This is a genomic window from Pseudopedobacter saltans DSM 12145 (assembly GCF_000190735.1).
Lineage (GTDB): Bacteria > Bacteroidota > Bacteroidia > Sphingobacteriales > Sphingobacteriaceae > Pseudopedobacter > Pseudopedobacter saltans.
Genome location: NC_015177.1, coordinates 1,528,927 through 1,545,204 on the forward strand (window position 1 = coordinate 1,528,927; position 16,278 = coordinate 1,545,204).

10 protein-coding genes are annotated in these 16,278 nt (G+C 37.1%); 6 read left to right on the forward strand and 4 right to left on the reverse strand.

Translation table 11 applies throughout. From position 1 onward, the window contains the following. Window positions 1-118 precede the first annotated feature (118 nt). Window positions 119-1,477, reverse strand: coding sequence for a sensor histidine kinase (locus PEDSA_RS06470; protein ID WP_013632362.1), 1,359 nt, complete (start codon window positions 1,475-1,477; stop codon window positions 119-121). Window positions 1,478-2,831: 1,354 nt separating this feature from the next. Beyond that, the gene (locus tag PEDSA_RS06475; protein ID WP_013632363.1) at window positions 2,832-3,047 is read right to left on the reverse strand and encodes a membrane lipoprotein lipid attachment site-containing protein; all 216 of its coding nucleotides are present in this window, start codon (window positions 3,045-3,047) and stop codon (window positions 2,832-2,834) included. 53 nt (window positions 3,048-3,100) lie between these two features. On the opposite strand from PEDSA_RS06475, the gene PEDSA_RS20270 reads away from it, so the two are divergent. The 3 genes from PEDSA_RS20270 to PEDSA_RS06485 all read left to right on the forward strand — a co-directional run bounded on the left by PEDSA_RS20270 (window position 3,101) and on the right by PEDSA_RS06485 (window position 5,348). Further along, window positions 3,101-3,262 carry a hypothetical protein gene (locus PEDSA_RS20270; protein WP_013632364.1) on the forward strand — a complete coding sequence of 54 codons (162 nt, stop codon included), beginning with the start codon at window positions 3,101-3,103 and terminating at the stop codon, window positions 3,260-3,262. A gap of 22 nt (window positions 3,263-3,284) precedes the next feature. After that, window positions 3,285-3,806 (forward strand): ferritin-like domain-containing protein, encoded by a 522-nt coding sequence (locus PEDSA_RS06480; RefSeq protein ID WP_013632365.1) that lies wholly within the window; start codon window positions 3,285-3,287, stop codon window positions 3,804-3,806. A 69-nt stretch (window positions 3,807-3,875) separates the two neighbouring features. After that, the gene (locus PEDSA_RS06485; protein ID WP_013632366.1) at window positions 3,876-5,348 is read left to right on the forward strand and encodes an MFS transporter; all 1,473 of its coding nucleotides are present in this window, start codon (window positions 3,876-3,878) and stop codon (window positions 5,346-5,348) included. Window positions 5,349-5,428: 80 nt separating this feature from the next. Here the strand turns inward: PEDSA_RS06485 and PEDSA_RS06490 are convergent, their stop codons facing one another. Further along, the gene (locus tag PEDSA_RS06490) at window positions 5,429-5,806 is read right to left on the reverse strand and encodes a winged helix-turn-helix transcriptional regulator (protein WP_041537328.1); all 378 of its coding nucleotides are present in this window, start codon (window positions 5,804-5,806) and stop codon (window positions 5,429-5,431) included. 137 nt (window positions 5,807-5,943) lie between these two features. On the opposite strand from PEDSA_RS06490, the gene PEDSA_RS06495 reads away from it, so the two are divergent. Together PEDSA_RS06495 and PEDSA_RS06500 are read left to right on the forward strand one after the other, a co-directional pair. Beyond that, window positions 5,944-6,315 (forward strand): DoxX family protein, encoded by a 372-nt coding sequence (locus tag PEDSA_RS06495; RefSeq protein ID WP_013632368.1) that lies wholly within the window; start codon window positions 5,944-5,946, stop codon window positions 6,313-6,315. Window positions 6,316-6,319: 4 nt separating this feature from the next. Next, window positions 6,320-7,243: a ClpXP adapter SpxH family protein gene (locus tag PEDSA_RS06500; protein WP_013632369.1), complete on the forward strand. Its 924-nt coding sequence runs from the start codon at window positions 6,320-6,322 to the stop codon at window positions 7,241-7,243. Between the two features lie 591 nt (window positions 7,244-7,834). Here the strand turns inward: PEDSA_RS06500 and PEDSA_RS06505 are convergent. Then, a complete protein-coding gene (locus PEDSA_RS06505) occupies window positions 7,835-10,984 on the reverse strand; it encodes an SIR2 family protein (RefSeq protein WP_013632370.1) in 3,150 nt (1,049 codons plus the stop codon). A gap of 1,578 nt (window positions 10,985-12,562) precedes the next feature. Between PEDSA_RS06505 and purL the strand changes: the two genes are divergently transcribed. Next, window positions 12,563-16,255 (forward strand): phosphoribosylformylglycinamidine synthase, encoded by a 3,693-nt coding sequence (gene purL, locus PEDSA_RS06510; protein WP_013632371.1) that lies wholly within the window; start codon window positions 12,563-12,565, stop codon window positions 16,253-16,255. Window positions 16,256-16,278: the final 23 nt, after the last annotated feature.

The following is a 16,278-nucleotide window of genomic DNA, read 5'->3' on the forward strand; positions in this document are numbered from 1 at the left end:
AAGTATAGCCCTCATCCGCCCTTCGGGCACCTTCTCCCCAAGGAGAAGGACAAATAAAACAATGGTAGTGAATGCTTATAGGAGATCCTGGAACGAGCTCAGGATAACGTATTAGCAGTTAAGACAGAACAAACACAAAAAAACTCGATCCCACACCTTCAGTACTTTCAAACCCTATTCTCCCACCCTGTTTTTCAATAAACTCCCTGCACAGTGCCAGTCCCAAACCCACACCTTTTTCGTTATTGGTTCCGGAAGTAGCTTCCGATTTTATAGAAAATACATTCTCCTGCATTTCCTTTGGAATGCCTCTTCCATTATCACTGACAGTGATTTTACACATCTGCTCAGACTCCAGACTGGTATTAACAGAAATACGGCCTCCATCGGCCGTAAACTTTATGGCATTACTAATTAAATTGCGGATCACCAATTGCAACATATCCACATCTGCCCTTACAATAATATCATTAGGAATGTCATACCGTAGTGATATATTTTTCTTCCCCGCCTGAATAGCCTGCATTTCCAAAGTCCCTTCCAGCACAGAAAAAAGATTAGCACTTACCAACTTCACCTGAGCACCTTCCATCTGCGATTTGGACCAGTATAACATGTTAGACAACATTTCCAATGTGCTGTTGGTAGACTTCAGCAAATTTTCCTCGACCATAATTCGCTCTTCACCGTTAAGATCCTGGTTGTGAAGTAGCTCAAGATAGCTTTGAATATTTAACAAAGGAGTTCGGATATCATGCGAAATAATAGACATCAGCTTATTTTTCTTGGTATTACTTTGCTCCAGCTGATTCCTATGTAACGTAATTTGCTCTTTACTCTTCTCTATGGCAATAGTCTTCTCCTCTACTATTTTCCTCTCTTTATCATAACTTCTGCGGATATATCTGATAATAATATAAATACCGATAACCGGCATAGGAAACGCTGTAATGCGGTCAATAAACTGACCCTTTCCTGGGCTAAAAGGATATTGCACTAGTGACGGATAGTAAAATTCCAGCGCATGTAATAACAGGAAAGCCACTAAATAGATCACTAACCACTTGAAATGTTGTTGGTATGGAGAAATAGCGAACAGCAATAATAAATAGACGGGCCAGATCAGATCGGTAGAGCCATTTATGCCCGAATTCGAAAAGTAATTAATACCAAAAATAAACACTCCCAGTAGTCCGAAAAACAAATTACTATGTTTTTTACCATGGAATCTGGAATAATAGTATTGATGCAGTAAGAACAAAGCAATAATTACTGCTGATACCGAGCCCACATAAAGTCCGGCATATAAATTATATGGCGCATATACACTGGCGAGTAAGATGAAACAAATACTGATAGAATGAAAAATCCTACTTTCCATAGAAAATTCCGAAGAACTTCCTATGAGCTCTTTCCAAAAACTATTTTCGCTTTTTAACGAGGAATAGCTAAAGATGTTGAAATTCAGTTTTGGCATAAATCAATTAACCAGACATCTCGGCCCAACGTAATTGCGTGATCAATATAATAATACGCATCAAATTTAGCACTATAGTTTATAAAGCTTTTTTCGATTTATTGAAGGCGAAGCAACAAAGTTATAGAACTAGCTTTCCAGTCTTCGCATAGGCATTTTACTAATAACCTGAGTTCGATTAATATTTCATTGTTTCTGAGTGATTTAAACATTATTTCATGTTGAGTTCCGAAGTAAATTCGGAAGACGCCCCTATTTTTGTCATTGCGAGGAGGTACAGCCTGTCCCGAACTTGATTCGGGAACGAAGCAATCTCTTTTGGCACTACTTTCATAGCCTTTTTATAATCGAACTCAGGTTAATATCACTGACAGTGATATTCTTTTTTCTTTTTTGAAAAAGAAACAAAAACATTTTCTTTTTATGGCCTTAGCTCTATCCTCACGCTCCAGGAAAAATGTCTTCGCACCAACTTTCCTTTGCTACTCTGCTTTTTGAAAATAATCTACCCGATTGAGCAAAGAAAAGAGGCTCGGTTATACTATTCGTTCCCCGGTGCAACCATTTTTACAACGAACATTGCAAACCTCCACTTTCTTCGATAGTACGGCCAGTGGCATTATAAGATTTGGAGCTAAAATCAGATAAATCTTTGTGCACAAACAATAAATAAGTAACCCCAAGCAATCTAATGTGCTGTAGAAAGCAAAATAAAGCACCAACGAACACACATATCCGGATTGCGCTAATGAAAGATTTATCTAGATGGAGCGACAAAGATTATACGCCTTGATTTTTTTGGTCCCTTTTTGTATCAAGACAAAAAGGACTAGGCCAGCCGCCGGCTATGAGGCGGACTGCCATTCATTCTTCGCATAGGCATTCTACTAATATTATTGTCGCTGATATTCTTTTTTGAAAAAGAAACAAAAACATTTTCTTTTTATGGCCTTAGCTCTATCCTCACGCTCAGGCAAAAATGACATCGCACCAACTTTCCTTTGCCACTCTGCTTTTTGAAAATAATCTACCCAATTGAGCAAAGAAAAGAGGCTCGGTTATGCTATCCGTTCCCGGTGCAACCATTTTTACAACAAACATTGCAAACTTACACTTTCTTCGATATTACAGCCAGTGGCATGATAAGATTTGGAGACCTTGTCCCGACTTTACGTCGGGGGTAAAATCAGATAAATCTTTATGCACAAACAATAAATAGTCAACCCCGGGCACCTCACAACTCTCCTCACCAATCTTATCAATAAAAACAGCAGGATGCCCGAGGGTCTTATAAAAACGCAAACATAAAAAAGAATGGTTCTTCGTTTTCAAGTAAAATACAGAATATAAAGCCCTATCTACCGTATCCTGTGTTTACAGTATCACTTGTCCCTCTACCCATAGAATCACGTCCCATAGAATCGGTATGCATTTGATCAGTATTAGATCGGTCCGTTCCCGGATAATCATTTCTTTCCGGTATGGTATCCTGAGACTTCCCTCTGTTATTGTTCGAATTGCATGCACCTAGTGCCAGGGCAATTACGGCAATTAAACATATTTTTTTCATAGGTCATTTTGTTTTTCCTAGACATTACAAAGCCCGTACCCATAAGTCCCTACATGGGATTTAAACTTCAAAATGCGTATATATTGCAAGCAAACGGAGATACAAAAACAGAGAGTACCGTTGTTTATACCTGTTATGTAAAGAACAAAATGTTACAAATACCTGAAAAAAAAATAGATGGCAACGATTTTCTGTTTAATTCGTTGATAAAGTAAACATCTAAAATTTTATTATACTATGAAAAAGACAAGAGAAACGGAGAACATGCCTAATGCGCATTTACATGATTTAATGGTTGACGAATTGAGAGACATTCTGGGAGCCGAAAAACAATTATTAAAAGGATTAAAGAAAATGAGCTCCGAAGCAGAAAACGAAGAGCTTAAACAGGCTTTCCAGGAACACTTAAAACAAACAGAAGGCCATATAGAAAGATTAAAACAAGCATTCGACCATTTGGGTATCAGACCAAGATCCAAAACCTGCAAAGCAATGGAAGGTCTGTTAAACGAAGCAGAAGAAATTATTAGCGACTTCGACGACAATCCTGCAAAAGACGCCGCATTAATATGTGCCGCACAAAAGATAGAGCATTACGAAATTGCGTCTTACGGTTCATTGGCGACCTATGCAGAGCTCATGCAACATGATGAAGTTGCAGAACTTTTGAAAGAAACCCTGTCAGAAGAGAAAGACACCGATTCTAAACTGACTGAGATCGCCATGAATTCCGCTAACGTAGAACAAACGGCATCTTAATCATAAAACATTCCCTTAATTCGTTTTAAGAGATGCCCGAGCAATCGGGCGTTTCTTTTTATATTTCTTATGAAACCACAGATACATATCGAAAATAAGGATATAGAAAGAAGCCTTAAGCTGATTATAATAGACGGGGTTACATCAGAAATTGTTGTATGTCTTACCAGTGGAACATTCCTGGTGGCAATAGCCCTGCTTCTGGGCGCTTCCAATTTTCAGATAGGTCTGTTAGCCGCCTTTCCCTCACTAACCAATCTGGCACAAATAATATCCATTATATTGATGCGGAGATTTCCAAACCGGAAAAGCATTACCACCATATCATTAATTTTTGCCCGTACACCTTTAGTCATCATCGGAGCCCTCCTATTGCAATTTGGGATTTCAATCTACTTTTTGATGACTATGATGTTTCTGCATTACTTTTTTAGCTCGGTGGGCGGAGCAAGCTGGAACTCGTGGATAAAAGATCTTGTTCCCGAAAACAGGCTCGGACAATATTTCTCCCAAAGAAGCCGCTATATGCAGATCATCAATATCTGTCTGAGCCTTTTAGTAGCGGTAATGGTGGACTATTTCACTACCCAACGCACAAATGAGCTCGACAGACTATACGCCGTCTATTTTGTGATAGCAGGATGTGCAGGTTTAATAGGCACCTTCTTCTTATCCAGGGCAACGGAGCCACAATCCTATCTGTCTAAAGGGAGTTTCTTCGACCTGTTTATGATGCCGCTTCAGAACAGGAACTTCAGAAACATGCTTTGGTTTAACGGAGCCTGGGTATTCGCTGTCAATATTGCCGTACCATTCTTTACGGTTTTTATGCTGGAAAGTCTGCAGATTCCCATGACCTATATCATAGCTTTAGCCATTATCAGCCAGGTATTCAGCGTACTTACCGTACAGCTCTGGGGCAAGCTATCCGACCGGTATAGCAATAAAAGTATCATCTACCTTAGCGCACCAATATATATAGTTTGCATACTTGCCTGGATTTTCGTAGGAATATACTCCAGATGGTATATAAATATGGCACTGCTTGTAGGAATCCATATGTTTACCGGAATAGCCACCGCCGGTGTAAACCTTGCCCTCACCAATATCGGGCTTAAACTTGCTCCTAAAACGGACGCCGTAGTTTACCTTTCCATAAAAAACATCGCAACATCCATCTTTTCCTCCATTTCTCCACTTATAGGAGGTATGCTGGCCGACTATTTCAAAGACAAGCAGCTTAAGATTACATTCGAGTGGACAAGCCCCGGCCTCAACAAAATACTCAAACTCATTCACCTGCATGAATGGAACTTCCTTTTCCTGATCGGCGCTCTTATGGCCTTAATCTCCCTCCGTCTTTTAGGACAAGTACAGGAACAAGGTGAAGTAGGCCATTCGGTAGTTAAACGCATCATGAAAACCCGCTTCAAAAGCGACTTAAAAGAAAGCTTCATTATAGGAAATATCGTTGTATGGCACAGTATGCTCAAAGCGATTTTAAGAAGAAAGAGAGCCGGGGAATTGGAAAGTAAAGAGTAAAATCGTATGATGATAATAGCGTAGCGGAATTGGACATCACATTGAGGCTTTCGAAATGTGATGCATTGGGGTACTACTTACTACTCGCCACCCTCAATTTTCTTTCCCACCAACGCATTCCTGTAAGAAATTCCCCATTTCGCAATTTCTTCAATAATAGGTTCCAAAGTACGGCCGTATTCTGTAACCTCGTATTCTACTGTAATAGGTTTCGTATCAAGAACCGTACGGCGGACGAGCTGATTCATTTCCATATCCTGCAATTCTTTGGACAACATTTTAGCCGCAATACCATCTACTTCACGCATCAGATCCATAAAACGCATTTTACCACCCAAAATAAGCGTCCCCAGAATATGAAATTTCCATTTTCCTGATAAAAGCTCCATGGTGTCTTTGATACCTGTAATCCGTACCTGACAGACAGCGGAGTTATTTATATTCTGCTTTTTTCTCACTTCTTTAAATTTTATATCGCAAAGATACAGATAATCTGACATAGTTTCCAATTGGTAAGTAGTTTCCAAAAGGTAACTGATAACATTTATAAACTATCTTAAATATACCTTTGTAATAGATTTTTAAAATATAGAAAATGAAAACACATCACATCTTATTTTGGAGCGCAACCGGATTATTTGTCGCTTTTATGCTTTTTAGCGGTTACAGTTACCTTACTTCAGAAGAAATGAAAGGTGCATTTACTTTTTTGGGATTCCCTGACTTTTTCAGAGTAGAACTTGCTATCGCTAAAATTTTAGGAGCTTTGGCACTCATTCTTCCTTTTGTACCTAAGCCATTGAAAATTGCTGCTTATGTGGGATTTGCTATCAATTTAGTTTCTGCTATTGTAGCGCATGTGGCGAAAGACTACCATTCTTATGGGTTCATTGTTTTTGCTATAGCCACCTTAAGCCTATCCTATTATTCATACGTTAAATTACAACCCGAAGTCATTAAAAAATAAAATCATGTCGAACGAAATCATAAAAACCAATCCTTTATTGTGCGACCCGGAAACAGGTATATGTGAAATACCGGGTTTCGGAGAGCAAGAAATAAGCGCTGGTAATGCTCAGTCAAATGAAAAACCAGTTAAGGTGGTTTACTTTACCGACCCCATCTGTTCTTCCTGCTGGGGAATCGAGCCTCAGCTACGAAAACTAAAATTGGAATACGGCAATAATATAGAAATCGAATACCGGATGGGTGGCTTATTACCGGACTGGAGCTATAGTGGCGGCGGTATTAGTAAACCGTCTGACGTTGCCCACCATTGGGACGAAGCAAGCGAATATTACGATATGCCGATTGATGGCGATGTTTGGCTGGAAGATCCGCTGAACTCTTCTTACCCACCTTCTATTGCATTTAAAGCAGCTCAGTTGCAGGATCAGGATAAAGCTATCTTATTTTTAAGGGAGATCAAAGAAATGGTTTTCTTAGAGAAAAAGAACATTAGCAAGTGGGAACACCTGGAAACAGCAGCTCAAAAAGTGGGTTTAGATGTAGAAAAATTAAAATCAGATTTCGAAGGCGAGGCAAAAGCACTCTTTAATGGAGATTTAAAGATAGCCAGAGAATATGGAGTAAGGGGTTTTCCTACCCTATTTTTTGAAGGTAGCAACGGCAACAGAGAAATGGTTTACGGTTCTAAACCCTATCCATTCTATGAAACCGCTATTTTAAAATTAGCTCCAAACCTATCAAAGTCAGAATACGACAAAAATTGGGAATCCTTATTCTCAAAACATACTTCATTTACAGCGAAGGAATTTACAGAACTATCCGGTATCAGAAGATCTGAAAGTGAGGAAATTCTGGATAAACTTGTTTCTGAAGGTAAATTGGAAAAGCTTAATACCAAAAATGGTGCGTTGTGGATGAGCAGATAGTATTACGCTAGTAGTATAGGGTATATATAAAAAACGTGAATGGTAGAATCTTCGTTTCTGCTTATATAAAAGCTTCTGTTTAAAATAGTACAGAAGCTTTTTCTGTTTAATGATTTATTCGTAGGGTCACGCTGAGGTTCTCGAAATGTAACACATTGGGAGCAACTTGTTTAAGTATTTTCTATGTAAACCACGAATGCCACGCCACATTGAATTGTTTACAAATCAATATAGGATCACGCTTTCCACCTGGCGTCCTCTTAATCCCGCTCAAAGCGGGAGAAAGATCCCACATGCAAATTAAAATTGGTAAGATGAGATATTTATCCCCAAAATGAATTATGAAGACTTAATGAACCTCCATAGAAACGCTTGCTCCTTCCCTCTCCTTCCTCAGTTCGAACTCCAACAGCTCAAATACATCTAAGAGCGTTGGAGATGCCTGTAAAAATTGTGAGTATTGAAATAATCTTTTTAATATTTTAGTTAGATTTACTCATAAATAAGCGGATTTCAAAATCTACAGCATTCGATATTCTTGTTACCTCTTAAATAACAACCCGAATAGGTTGACATTACCCACTATAATAACTATATTTTCTCTAACAATTCTACTCTAATTCCTTGTATATAAAAATGTAATTTTATTAGATATTTTTCTGATACTTTAGGTTGAAAATGTTTAATTGAATCTTTAAGTAACCTAAATTGTTGTTGCAATTCTATTACCTTAATCTGAACATATCCTCTTTTATTGGAATTTATAATTCCCGTAAACACTGCATCTTCACCATTTTCATCAAACCATACTTCATGTAAATTTGGATTTAGTATAGTACCCATTTGGTAAATTTCTTCCAAATTTTCAAAAGAATATTTAAAATTCTTATTATATGACTCAGCTATATATGAATAGAAGTTCAGCCTCAAAAAATCTTTATTTTTAAAATCATAACCGCTTTTAATTAAAGAAAAGAAACTGCTTCTGTAATTAGATATATGCAAATTACGCCCATAATAAGTAAATAAAGTCTTAGAAACTTCATCATTAAACTTATAATATTCTAACTCTGGAATAATTTGCTCCGCATCTTCTAAACGATTATTTTCCAGTAGATAGTTATATTTCAATACTAGTGAATAGGGTCTTGTTTCTTCTTCATCATACAACCCATCTAAGTATTCTAGAAGAGTTTTATCTTCAGTTTTCATACTCACGTCTAGATGAGTAAAGTATTTTGCCCTCAACCTGATTAAAATATCGGTGTTCTCGAATACTGCCCTAGATGCAATGTCAAATAATTCTTGTATTCGTATATGTAATAACAGGAGGTTCTTTTCATCCAATTCTATCTTATTCAGAACCCATAATTCGAGATTTATATAATCTATGTAACTATAAGAACTAAATGGATCTTCCATTCTCTTTATCTCAAAAAGTTCCCTTGCTTCCTCAAGGTATCCATAAGTTTTATTCAATATTTTTTCGTTTTTATAGGTAATTTTTGCTAGTTGATAATTTAGAACAGCTCTTCTATGTGTTAATAGATGATTTCTTCTTTCTAACGATGCTTCAGCATGTGTTAATTTAGAAAGAGCTTTTTTCATGTGATAAGCTGTCTTCCTTTGTTGTAGATTTATAGAATAATGGATTACGAAATGTGGATTGGTATCGAAAATTTGATCTGCAACATCAAAAAGTTTATCTATTTTTTCTTCATCAAATGCTTTATCATATCTTATAGATTTGATTAAGTCTATAAATAATTTAGCATTTTCGTCATTTTCAATAAGCTGGGCAACAATTTTTCTAGTTTTGTCAAACTTCTCATCATTCTTTCTTAGTACCTTCTCTATTAAACGCTTAGATAATAAAGAGTGTTTTGTCCTAAAAAACAAATCTGTTTCTTTTGTTTCTTGAATCAAGATATTTTTCGAATCATATCTTAGAATATCATCTTCGAAGCTTTTCCAATCTTTTGACACCAGTTTCATAAGTAAAGCCGAGGGCATTAATATTTTATGCTGGTACAATAAAGATGTATAAATGAAGGCTTCTTTGGCTTCTTTACTTAACTGCTCGTAAGCACTATAAAGTATTTCATCGAAATTACTATTAGAAATTAAGGAAATTAAAGAAATAAAAGTATCTCCGCCATACTCATTTAATATTTTGTTTATTAGAATATTTTTTTCACCAACATCTCTAAATCTTATTAAACTTTGCTCACTTAGCTTGTTTATTAAATCTTCTGCTTCTCTTCTTGTCAGACCACCATCTATATTTATCTCATAAATACTCGAATACTTATAATTTCTAAGAAATTTCTGGTAAATATTTTCTCTAATTGATACAAGAAAATACACATTAAAATTTGTAAACTGAGCTACACTTAATTGATTTCTTAAATTCATCATTTCCTTAAATGAACTATCTAACTCTATTTCTTGACATGTTATAAAAATATTCTTTGCCTTAGTTAGAGAAAATAACTCTTCAAGATCTTGTACTCTTAGTTTATGTAATTCACTAATTTCAAAAGCAACCGAATTAAATTTTGAATCGTGAAGAATTGAATGTAACAGCCTGTACAAGAACGTAGATTTTCCAGTACCAAACATTCCTGACAAAAAGAATATTGGTATTAATTTATTTCCATTTTTAGAAATAACATTGAAGAGTTCATCTTTTACAAATTGTATTTTGTTTTCTTTAACAACATCATAATTTTTCCTTATGACATCATAAGTAGGCACTTCTCCTTTATAAAAGGAAGCTGCATCAAATGATTTAATAGCTCCGTCATCCGTAAGTTGGCTAACACTTTCTCCCAACTGTAATTTCAACCTACCACTCAGCTGCAACTTATTATTCTCAATATTTTTAAAATTAATATTCTTCCTTTTAGCGAGCTCATTACTATGCTTATTTTCCCATTCTTTGTATAGCTTAAATAATTCTTCCGAAGTAATCTTCAACACTACAATCCCACTTTCTTTCAAAGAAGGAAGCCTAGTTTCTTGAATATACGGATCTACGCAATAAATAGGTTTCTTGTTTCTAAAGTTGAATGAATCAAAATATTTAATTAAATATTTTGAGAATGGATCTACAAATGAATAGCCTACACTTAGAAACTTGACATCAAAAGACATATTACTCAACGATTTCAATATCATTTTGTGATATTGCCTACTATGCCCAAAATCCTTAGTTGAAAATACCAAAGGATATTTGGACTTATCCTTTATACAACCATTTAATTTGATATATTTCACAAATCCATTACCGTTAATTTGATGAAAATCTGATACATTTCTAATAATTTTTAACGTTTTGTGTTGCTCTACTGTATTTTCGATTAAATCAAACGCCTTTTCGATCATCAAATCCACATTGGTAGTAATTATTTGATTCCAATTTAATGATGCGATGATTTTATGCGATTCCTTGGGAATATATTTTGATAATACATCAACTATATAGTTATCAAAATCTTCTCTATTGAAATTTGGCATCGCAGAAACCAAATCCATGAATTCCAACAGATCTGTTGTTTCTGCATCAATACCTAGCTTGTCTTGATAAAATTTAACAGTGTCTATTCCCAAAAACTTTTTTTCTGTAACTGATGATCCAGCTCCCAAAAAGAGAATTATTTCACCTTTAAATATTGAAGGAAATAACTCTGTATTTAAAAAATGTTCGAAACGACTATCGATTTCTAAAAAATGTTCCATGGGAAGTTCACGTTTGGTTAGTTTTTCAAATTAAATAAATTTCAATAATTTTATGACATATATTTCTTTCGGTCTCAGTTTCCTTGATAGCATACATTCACACCGTTGTTTACTGTCAATCTTATAAACTTATCATTATTGACATCAAATAAATTATGTCTATGATTTCATTTACCTTTACATTAGGTTATATTTCGATTGCTTAAAAACCTATGGCCAGATTATCTTTAAAATAATTGATCATGTTTTGAATTCTGAGACGTTACGCAATCTCGGTCTACATATACTAGTTTCCATACGTTCCTTTAAGTTTCACTTTACTGCCTATGCAAAAAAACTATCAAAAGAAATGTTTTTGCTTATTACCACTACTCACATTGCACATTTCCTTGCAAACAATAAAATTAGTGAATTTTTAAATTAAGTTTAGTAAATGAAAGTTATATCATTTTTATTTTACTTGCAAATATTTCTAACAGACCATCTAAATTAAGATCAGCACAAACCAATTTTCCGGGATGTATTTGAGACAGATCCGAGACAAAGTCGAGAATTGTTCGGGAAATTTTGCAGTTTTCTTCGACAGTTCTTCGACAATCCTTCGACAAAAGGTACTGTTTCTTCGACAAGTGTTCGACAAACCTTCGGCAAATGCCGAAGCGCACCCGAACAATTCCCGAAGGAAAGTCGAATCTGGTATCCGTCTATCTCGAACCAATCTGGATTCAATTACCTTGTTTTATCAAACCTTTTCTTGCATGGGTTCCTCTTCTGTGTTTCGTTCTTCCTCCGCTTGGAAAAATAGTATTATATGCAGTCATAGAATAAGTTAGGCGTTTCTGATGAAGATTTTCGCATAAGGGTATTAATGGCGTAACCATTAACACGGAGATCCCTGCCGGCCGATGCAAGTGCACATCTAAGGCAGGCGGGCTTCTACTGCGCTCAGGATGACGTGGTTAAAGGTAAGACAGTACAATTAACTTACAAGCCATTACCAAGAACGAAATCCGGCCTCATAACGATTTGCCAGCCTGTCCGGCAGGCAGGCGTTAAGAAAACCATCGTATGTGAGCGCCCGAAACAAAATGTTGTCTGAGCGGAGCGAGTTTCATTCCTGCCGGCCGGACAGGCGGGTTGTTTAGCGAACGGAGCCTGGTTTTTAGCAAATCTTATGCAGCCGCGGCTTTCCTGCCTGCCGGCGAGGCAGGTTTGGTCACTTTTTCAGCTGATGGAAAAATGCTTTAGCATTCATGAGGGCCACTAAAAACTATTTAACTACCGAATAAAGTAACTAGGCCTGTCCGGCTATTGAGGACGGAAAGACTTGAGCGTAAGAAAACAATTATTAATACCCTCCCTGCCCTTCGGGCATCTCACCCTGCTCTAAAGGAGTCCCTTCGGGAATAGGGCGAGAAGATTACTATGAAAGGGAGTTCCCCTTACTCAATATGGCAGGTAAAACCGAGAACTTACTCCAATATACAAAACAGTGTAAAATAACGCAGATAATCTTAAAAAAAATCACAGAAGCAAAGTGATTTATGTATCTTTGCGCTTTCAATCTAAAGTAGAATCATGATCGTTTTTGCTAAAAGCAATAGTGGTAGTATTTACGCCATACATTCTCAAAATCCAATCTCTTCAGAAGACAAAGAAAAACTGAACTGGCTGTTAGACGGCAAAGTATTAGACAACAATACTTTAGAGGGATTTTTTAAAGGTCCGCGTAAAGAAATGTTAACTCCGTGGGCAACAAATGCCGTAGAAATTACTCAGAATATGGGTATTCAGGGTATTTTACGTATCGAAGAGTTTTCTGAAGTAGACAATGCAAACGCTGCTCACGACAGCATGCTGGAAGTAATTTATAATGGCCTGGGTCAGGATATTTTCGAAATCAATATCAAACCAGAGCCTATTAAATATATTGATGACATTGACACCTTCAATAAAGAAGAAGGTTTGGCATTGAGTGACGAAGAAATAAATTACCTGAAATCTGTTGCCGAGAAAAACGGACGTAAACTAACAGATTCTGAAGTTTTTGGTTTTTCTCAGGTAAACTCAGAACACTGCCGTCATAAAATATTCAATGGTCGTTTCATTATAGATGGTGAGGAGAAACCGCTTTCACTATTCAAATTGATTAAGAAAACTACAGAGACCAATCCTAACAAAGTAGTTTCTGCATATAAAGACAATGTTTCTTTTACCAAAGGGCCAAAAATAGAGCAATTTGCTCCGGCTACACAGGATAAAGCAGACTTCTTCGAAATTAAAGAAGTGGATTCTGTTCTTTCTCTGAAAGCTGAGACGCATAACTTCCCTACTACGGTAGAGCCATTCAATGGTGCTGCTACTGGTTCTGGTGGTGAGATCAGAGACAGGATTGCCGGAGGTATTGGTAGTGCTCCTTTAGCCGGAACCGCGGTTTACATGACCGCTTATTCCCGTTTGGAAGAAGGCAGAACATGGGAAAACGGCATGGCAGAAAGAAACTGGTTATACCAAACACCTATGGATATCCTGATCAAAGCGTCTAATGGTGCTTCGGATTTCGGAAATAAATTCGGTCAGCCGGTAATCAACGGTTCTGTGTTCACTTTCGAGCATCAGGAAAACGGAAAACGTTACGGTTTCGACAAAGTGATTATGCAGGCGGGTGGCGTTGGCTACGGTTTGTATAAAGACGCTAAAAAGAACGATCCTAAAGCCGGCGATAAAATTGTGGTGATGGGTGGCGATAACTACCGTATTGGTATGGGCGGTTCGGCAGTATCTTCTTTAGATACCGGAGCTTCTAACAGCGCTATCGAGCTGAACGCTATCCAACGTTCTAACCCCGAAATGCAAAAAAGGGTTTTTAACGCCATCAGGGCGATGATGGAAAGTGGACATAACCCAATTGTTTCTATCCACGACCATGGTGCTGGCGGTCATTTAAACTGTCTTTCTGAATTGGTGGAAGCTACAGGCGGTAAGATTGATCTTGCTAAATTACCTGTGGGCGACCCTACCCTTTCTGCTAAAGAAATCTGCGGAAACGAGTCTCAGGAAAGAATGGGATTGGTAATTCAGGAAAAAGATATCGATACATTACAAAAAGTAGCTGAAAGAGAAAGAGCACCTTTCTATGTGGTTGGTGATATCACCGGCGACCATCAGTTTACTTTTGAATCTTCGGTTACCGGCGAAAAACCTATCGACTGGAAACTGGAAGATATGTTCGGTAATCCTCCGAAAACGATTATGAATGACGAGAAACAAAATGATAGTTTCTCTGATATCGAATATAAAGAAGAAAAATTAGCAGACTATCTGAATGATGTTCTTCAACTGGAAGCTGTTGCTTGTAAAGACTGGTTAACAAACAAGGTTGACCGTTCTGTAACAGGTAGAGTTGCCCAACAACAAAACGTAGGTTCTTTACAATTACCATTAAGCAATTTTGGTGCTATGGCTATGGATTACAGAGGAAAAGCTGGCGTGGCAACTGCTGTTGGACATGCGCCTGCAATTGCTTTGGCTAATCCTGCTGCCGGTTCAAGAATCGCTATTGCTGAATCTTTGGCAAACATCGTTTTTGCGCCTATCGAAAGTGGTCTTGCTGGTATTTCTTTGAGTGCCAACTGGATGTGGCCTTGTAAAAATAAAGGTGAAGATGCTCGTTTATACGAAGCTGTTGAAGCGGTAAGTGATTTTGCCTGCGAATTGGGAATCAATATCCCTACAGGTAAAGACTCGTTATCTATGACACAGAAATACAAAGACGGCGTGGTTTACTCTCCGGGTACTGTTATTATTTCTGCTTCTGGTGAGGTAACAGATGTTAAAAAACATGTTACACCTAATTTGGTAAAAGAAGAAGGTACTGAGTTAATCTATATCGATTTAACTAAATCTCCTTTAGCTTTAGGCGGATCTTCTTTTGCACAGGTATTAAATAAAGTTGGAAACAACACTCCTGACATTAAAGATGTAGCTTATTTTAAAGCTGCTTTTAATGCTGTTCAGGATTTAATTGAGAATGATCTGGTTCTTGCGGGTCACGACGTTTCTTCCGGTGGTTTAATTACTACTTTATTGGAAATGTGTTTCGCAGAAAAGAATATCGCTATTAATGCCAATGTTGATTTCTTCAAAGAATCTAGTCTGGTAAAAGTATTATTTGCAGAAAATCCTGCTTTGGTACTTCAGGTTAAAAATGCGGAAGAGGTTAAAAACGCATTAGCAGCAAAAGGTGTTCAGGCAGAGAAAATAGGTACGGTTGTAAAAGGAAATGAACTGACAGTGAACTTAAACGGTAACAGCAAATCTTTCAACGTTGACGATTTAAGAACTACCTGGTACAAAACATCTTATTTATTAGATGCTAAACAAACCAAGCCAGAATTGGCGAAAGAACGTTTCGAGAATTATACCAACCACGAATTGCAATTCAACTATCCGGCACATTTTACCGGGAAAATGGTTGATTTAGGTTTAGAGCATGGCAGAAAAACGAAAAGCGGAATTAAGGCGGCAATCATCAGAGAAAAAGGTGTAAATGGCGACCGTGAGATGGCCTACTCGATGTTCTTAGCTGGTTTTGACGTAAAAGACGTTCACATGACCGACCTGATTGCAGGTAGAGAAGATCTTTCTGACGTAAACTTTATTGTTTATGTAGGTGGTTTCTCTAACTCCGATGTTTTAGGTTCTGCCAAAGGCTGGGCTGGTGCATTCTTGTATAACGAGAAAGCGAAAGCTGCTTTAGATAATTTCTATGCCCGTCCCGACACTTTATCTTTAGGTGTTTGTAACGGCTGCCAGTTAATGGTAGAATTAGGTTTGATTTATCCTGAGCATCAAGAAAGAGTAAAAATGAAACATAACAGTTCAGGTAAATTTGAATCTATCTTCCTGAATGTGAATATTGCTAAAAATACCAACTCGATCTTATTAAAATCTTTGGCTGGTTCTAAATTGGGTATCTGGGTTGCTCACGGAGAGGGTAAATTCGAATTCCCTTACGAATGCAGCGAATATAACATTGCTATTGGTTACAGCCACGGAACTTATCCTGCAAATCCTAACGGATCGAGAGATAATACCGCTGCTATCGTTTCTAAAGATGGCCGTCATTTAGCCATGATGCCTCACTTGGAAAGAGCAATTTTCCCTTGGCAAACTGGTTTCTATCCTAACGAAAGAAAATCTGACGAGGTTACGCCTTGGATTGAGGCTTTCGTTAACGCCAGAAAATGGATTGAGGAAAATAAAAAATAAGAATATCAAAATTTTAAAAAAGA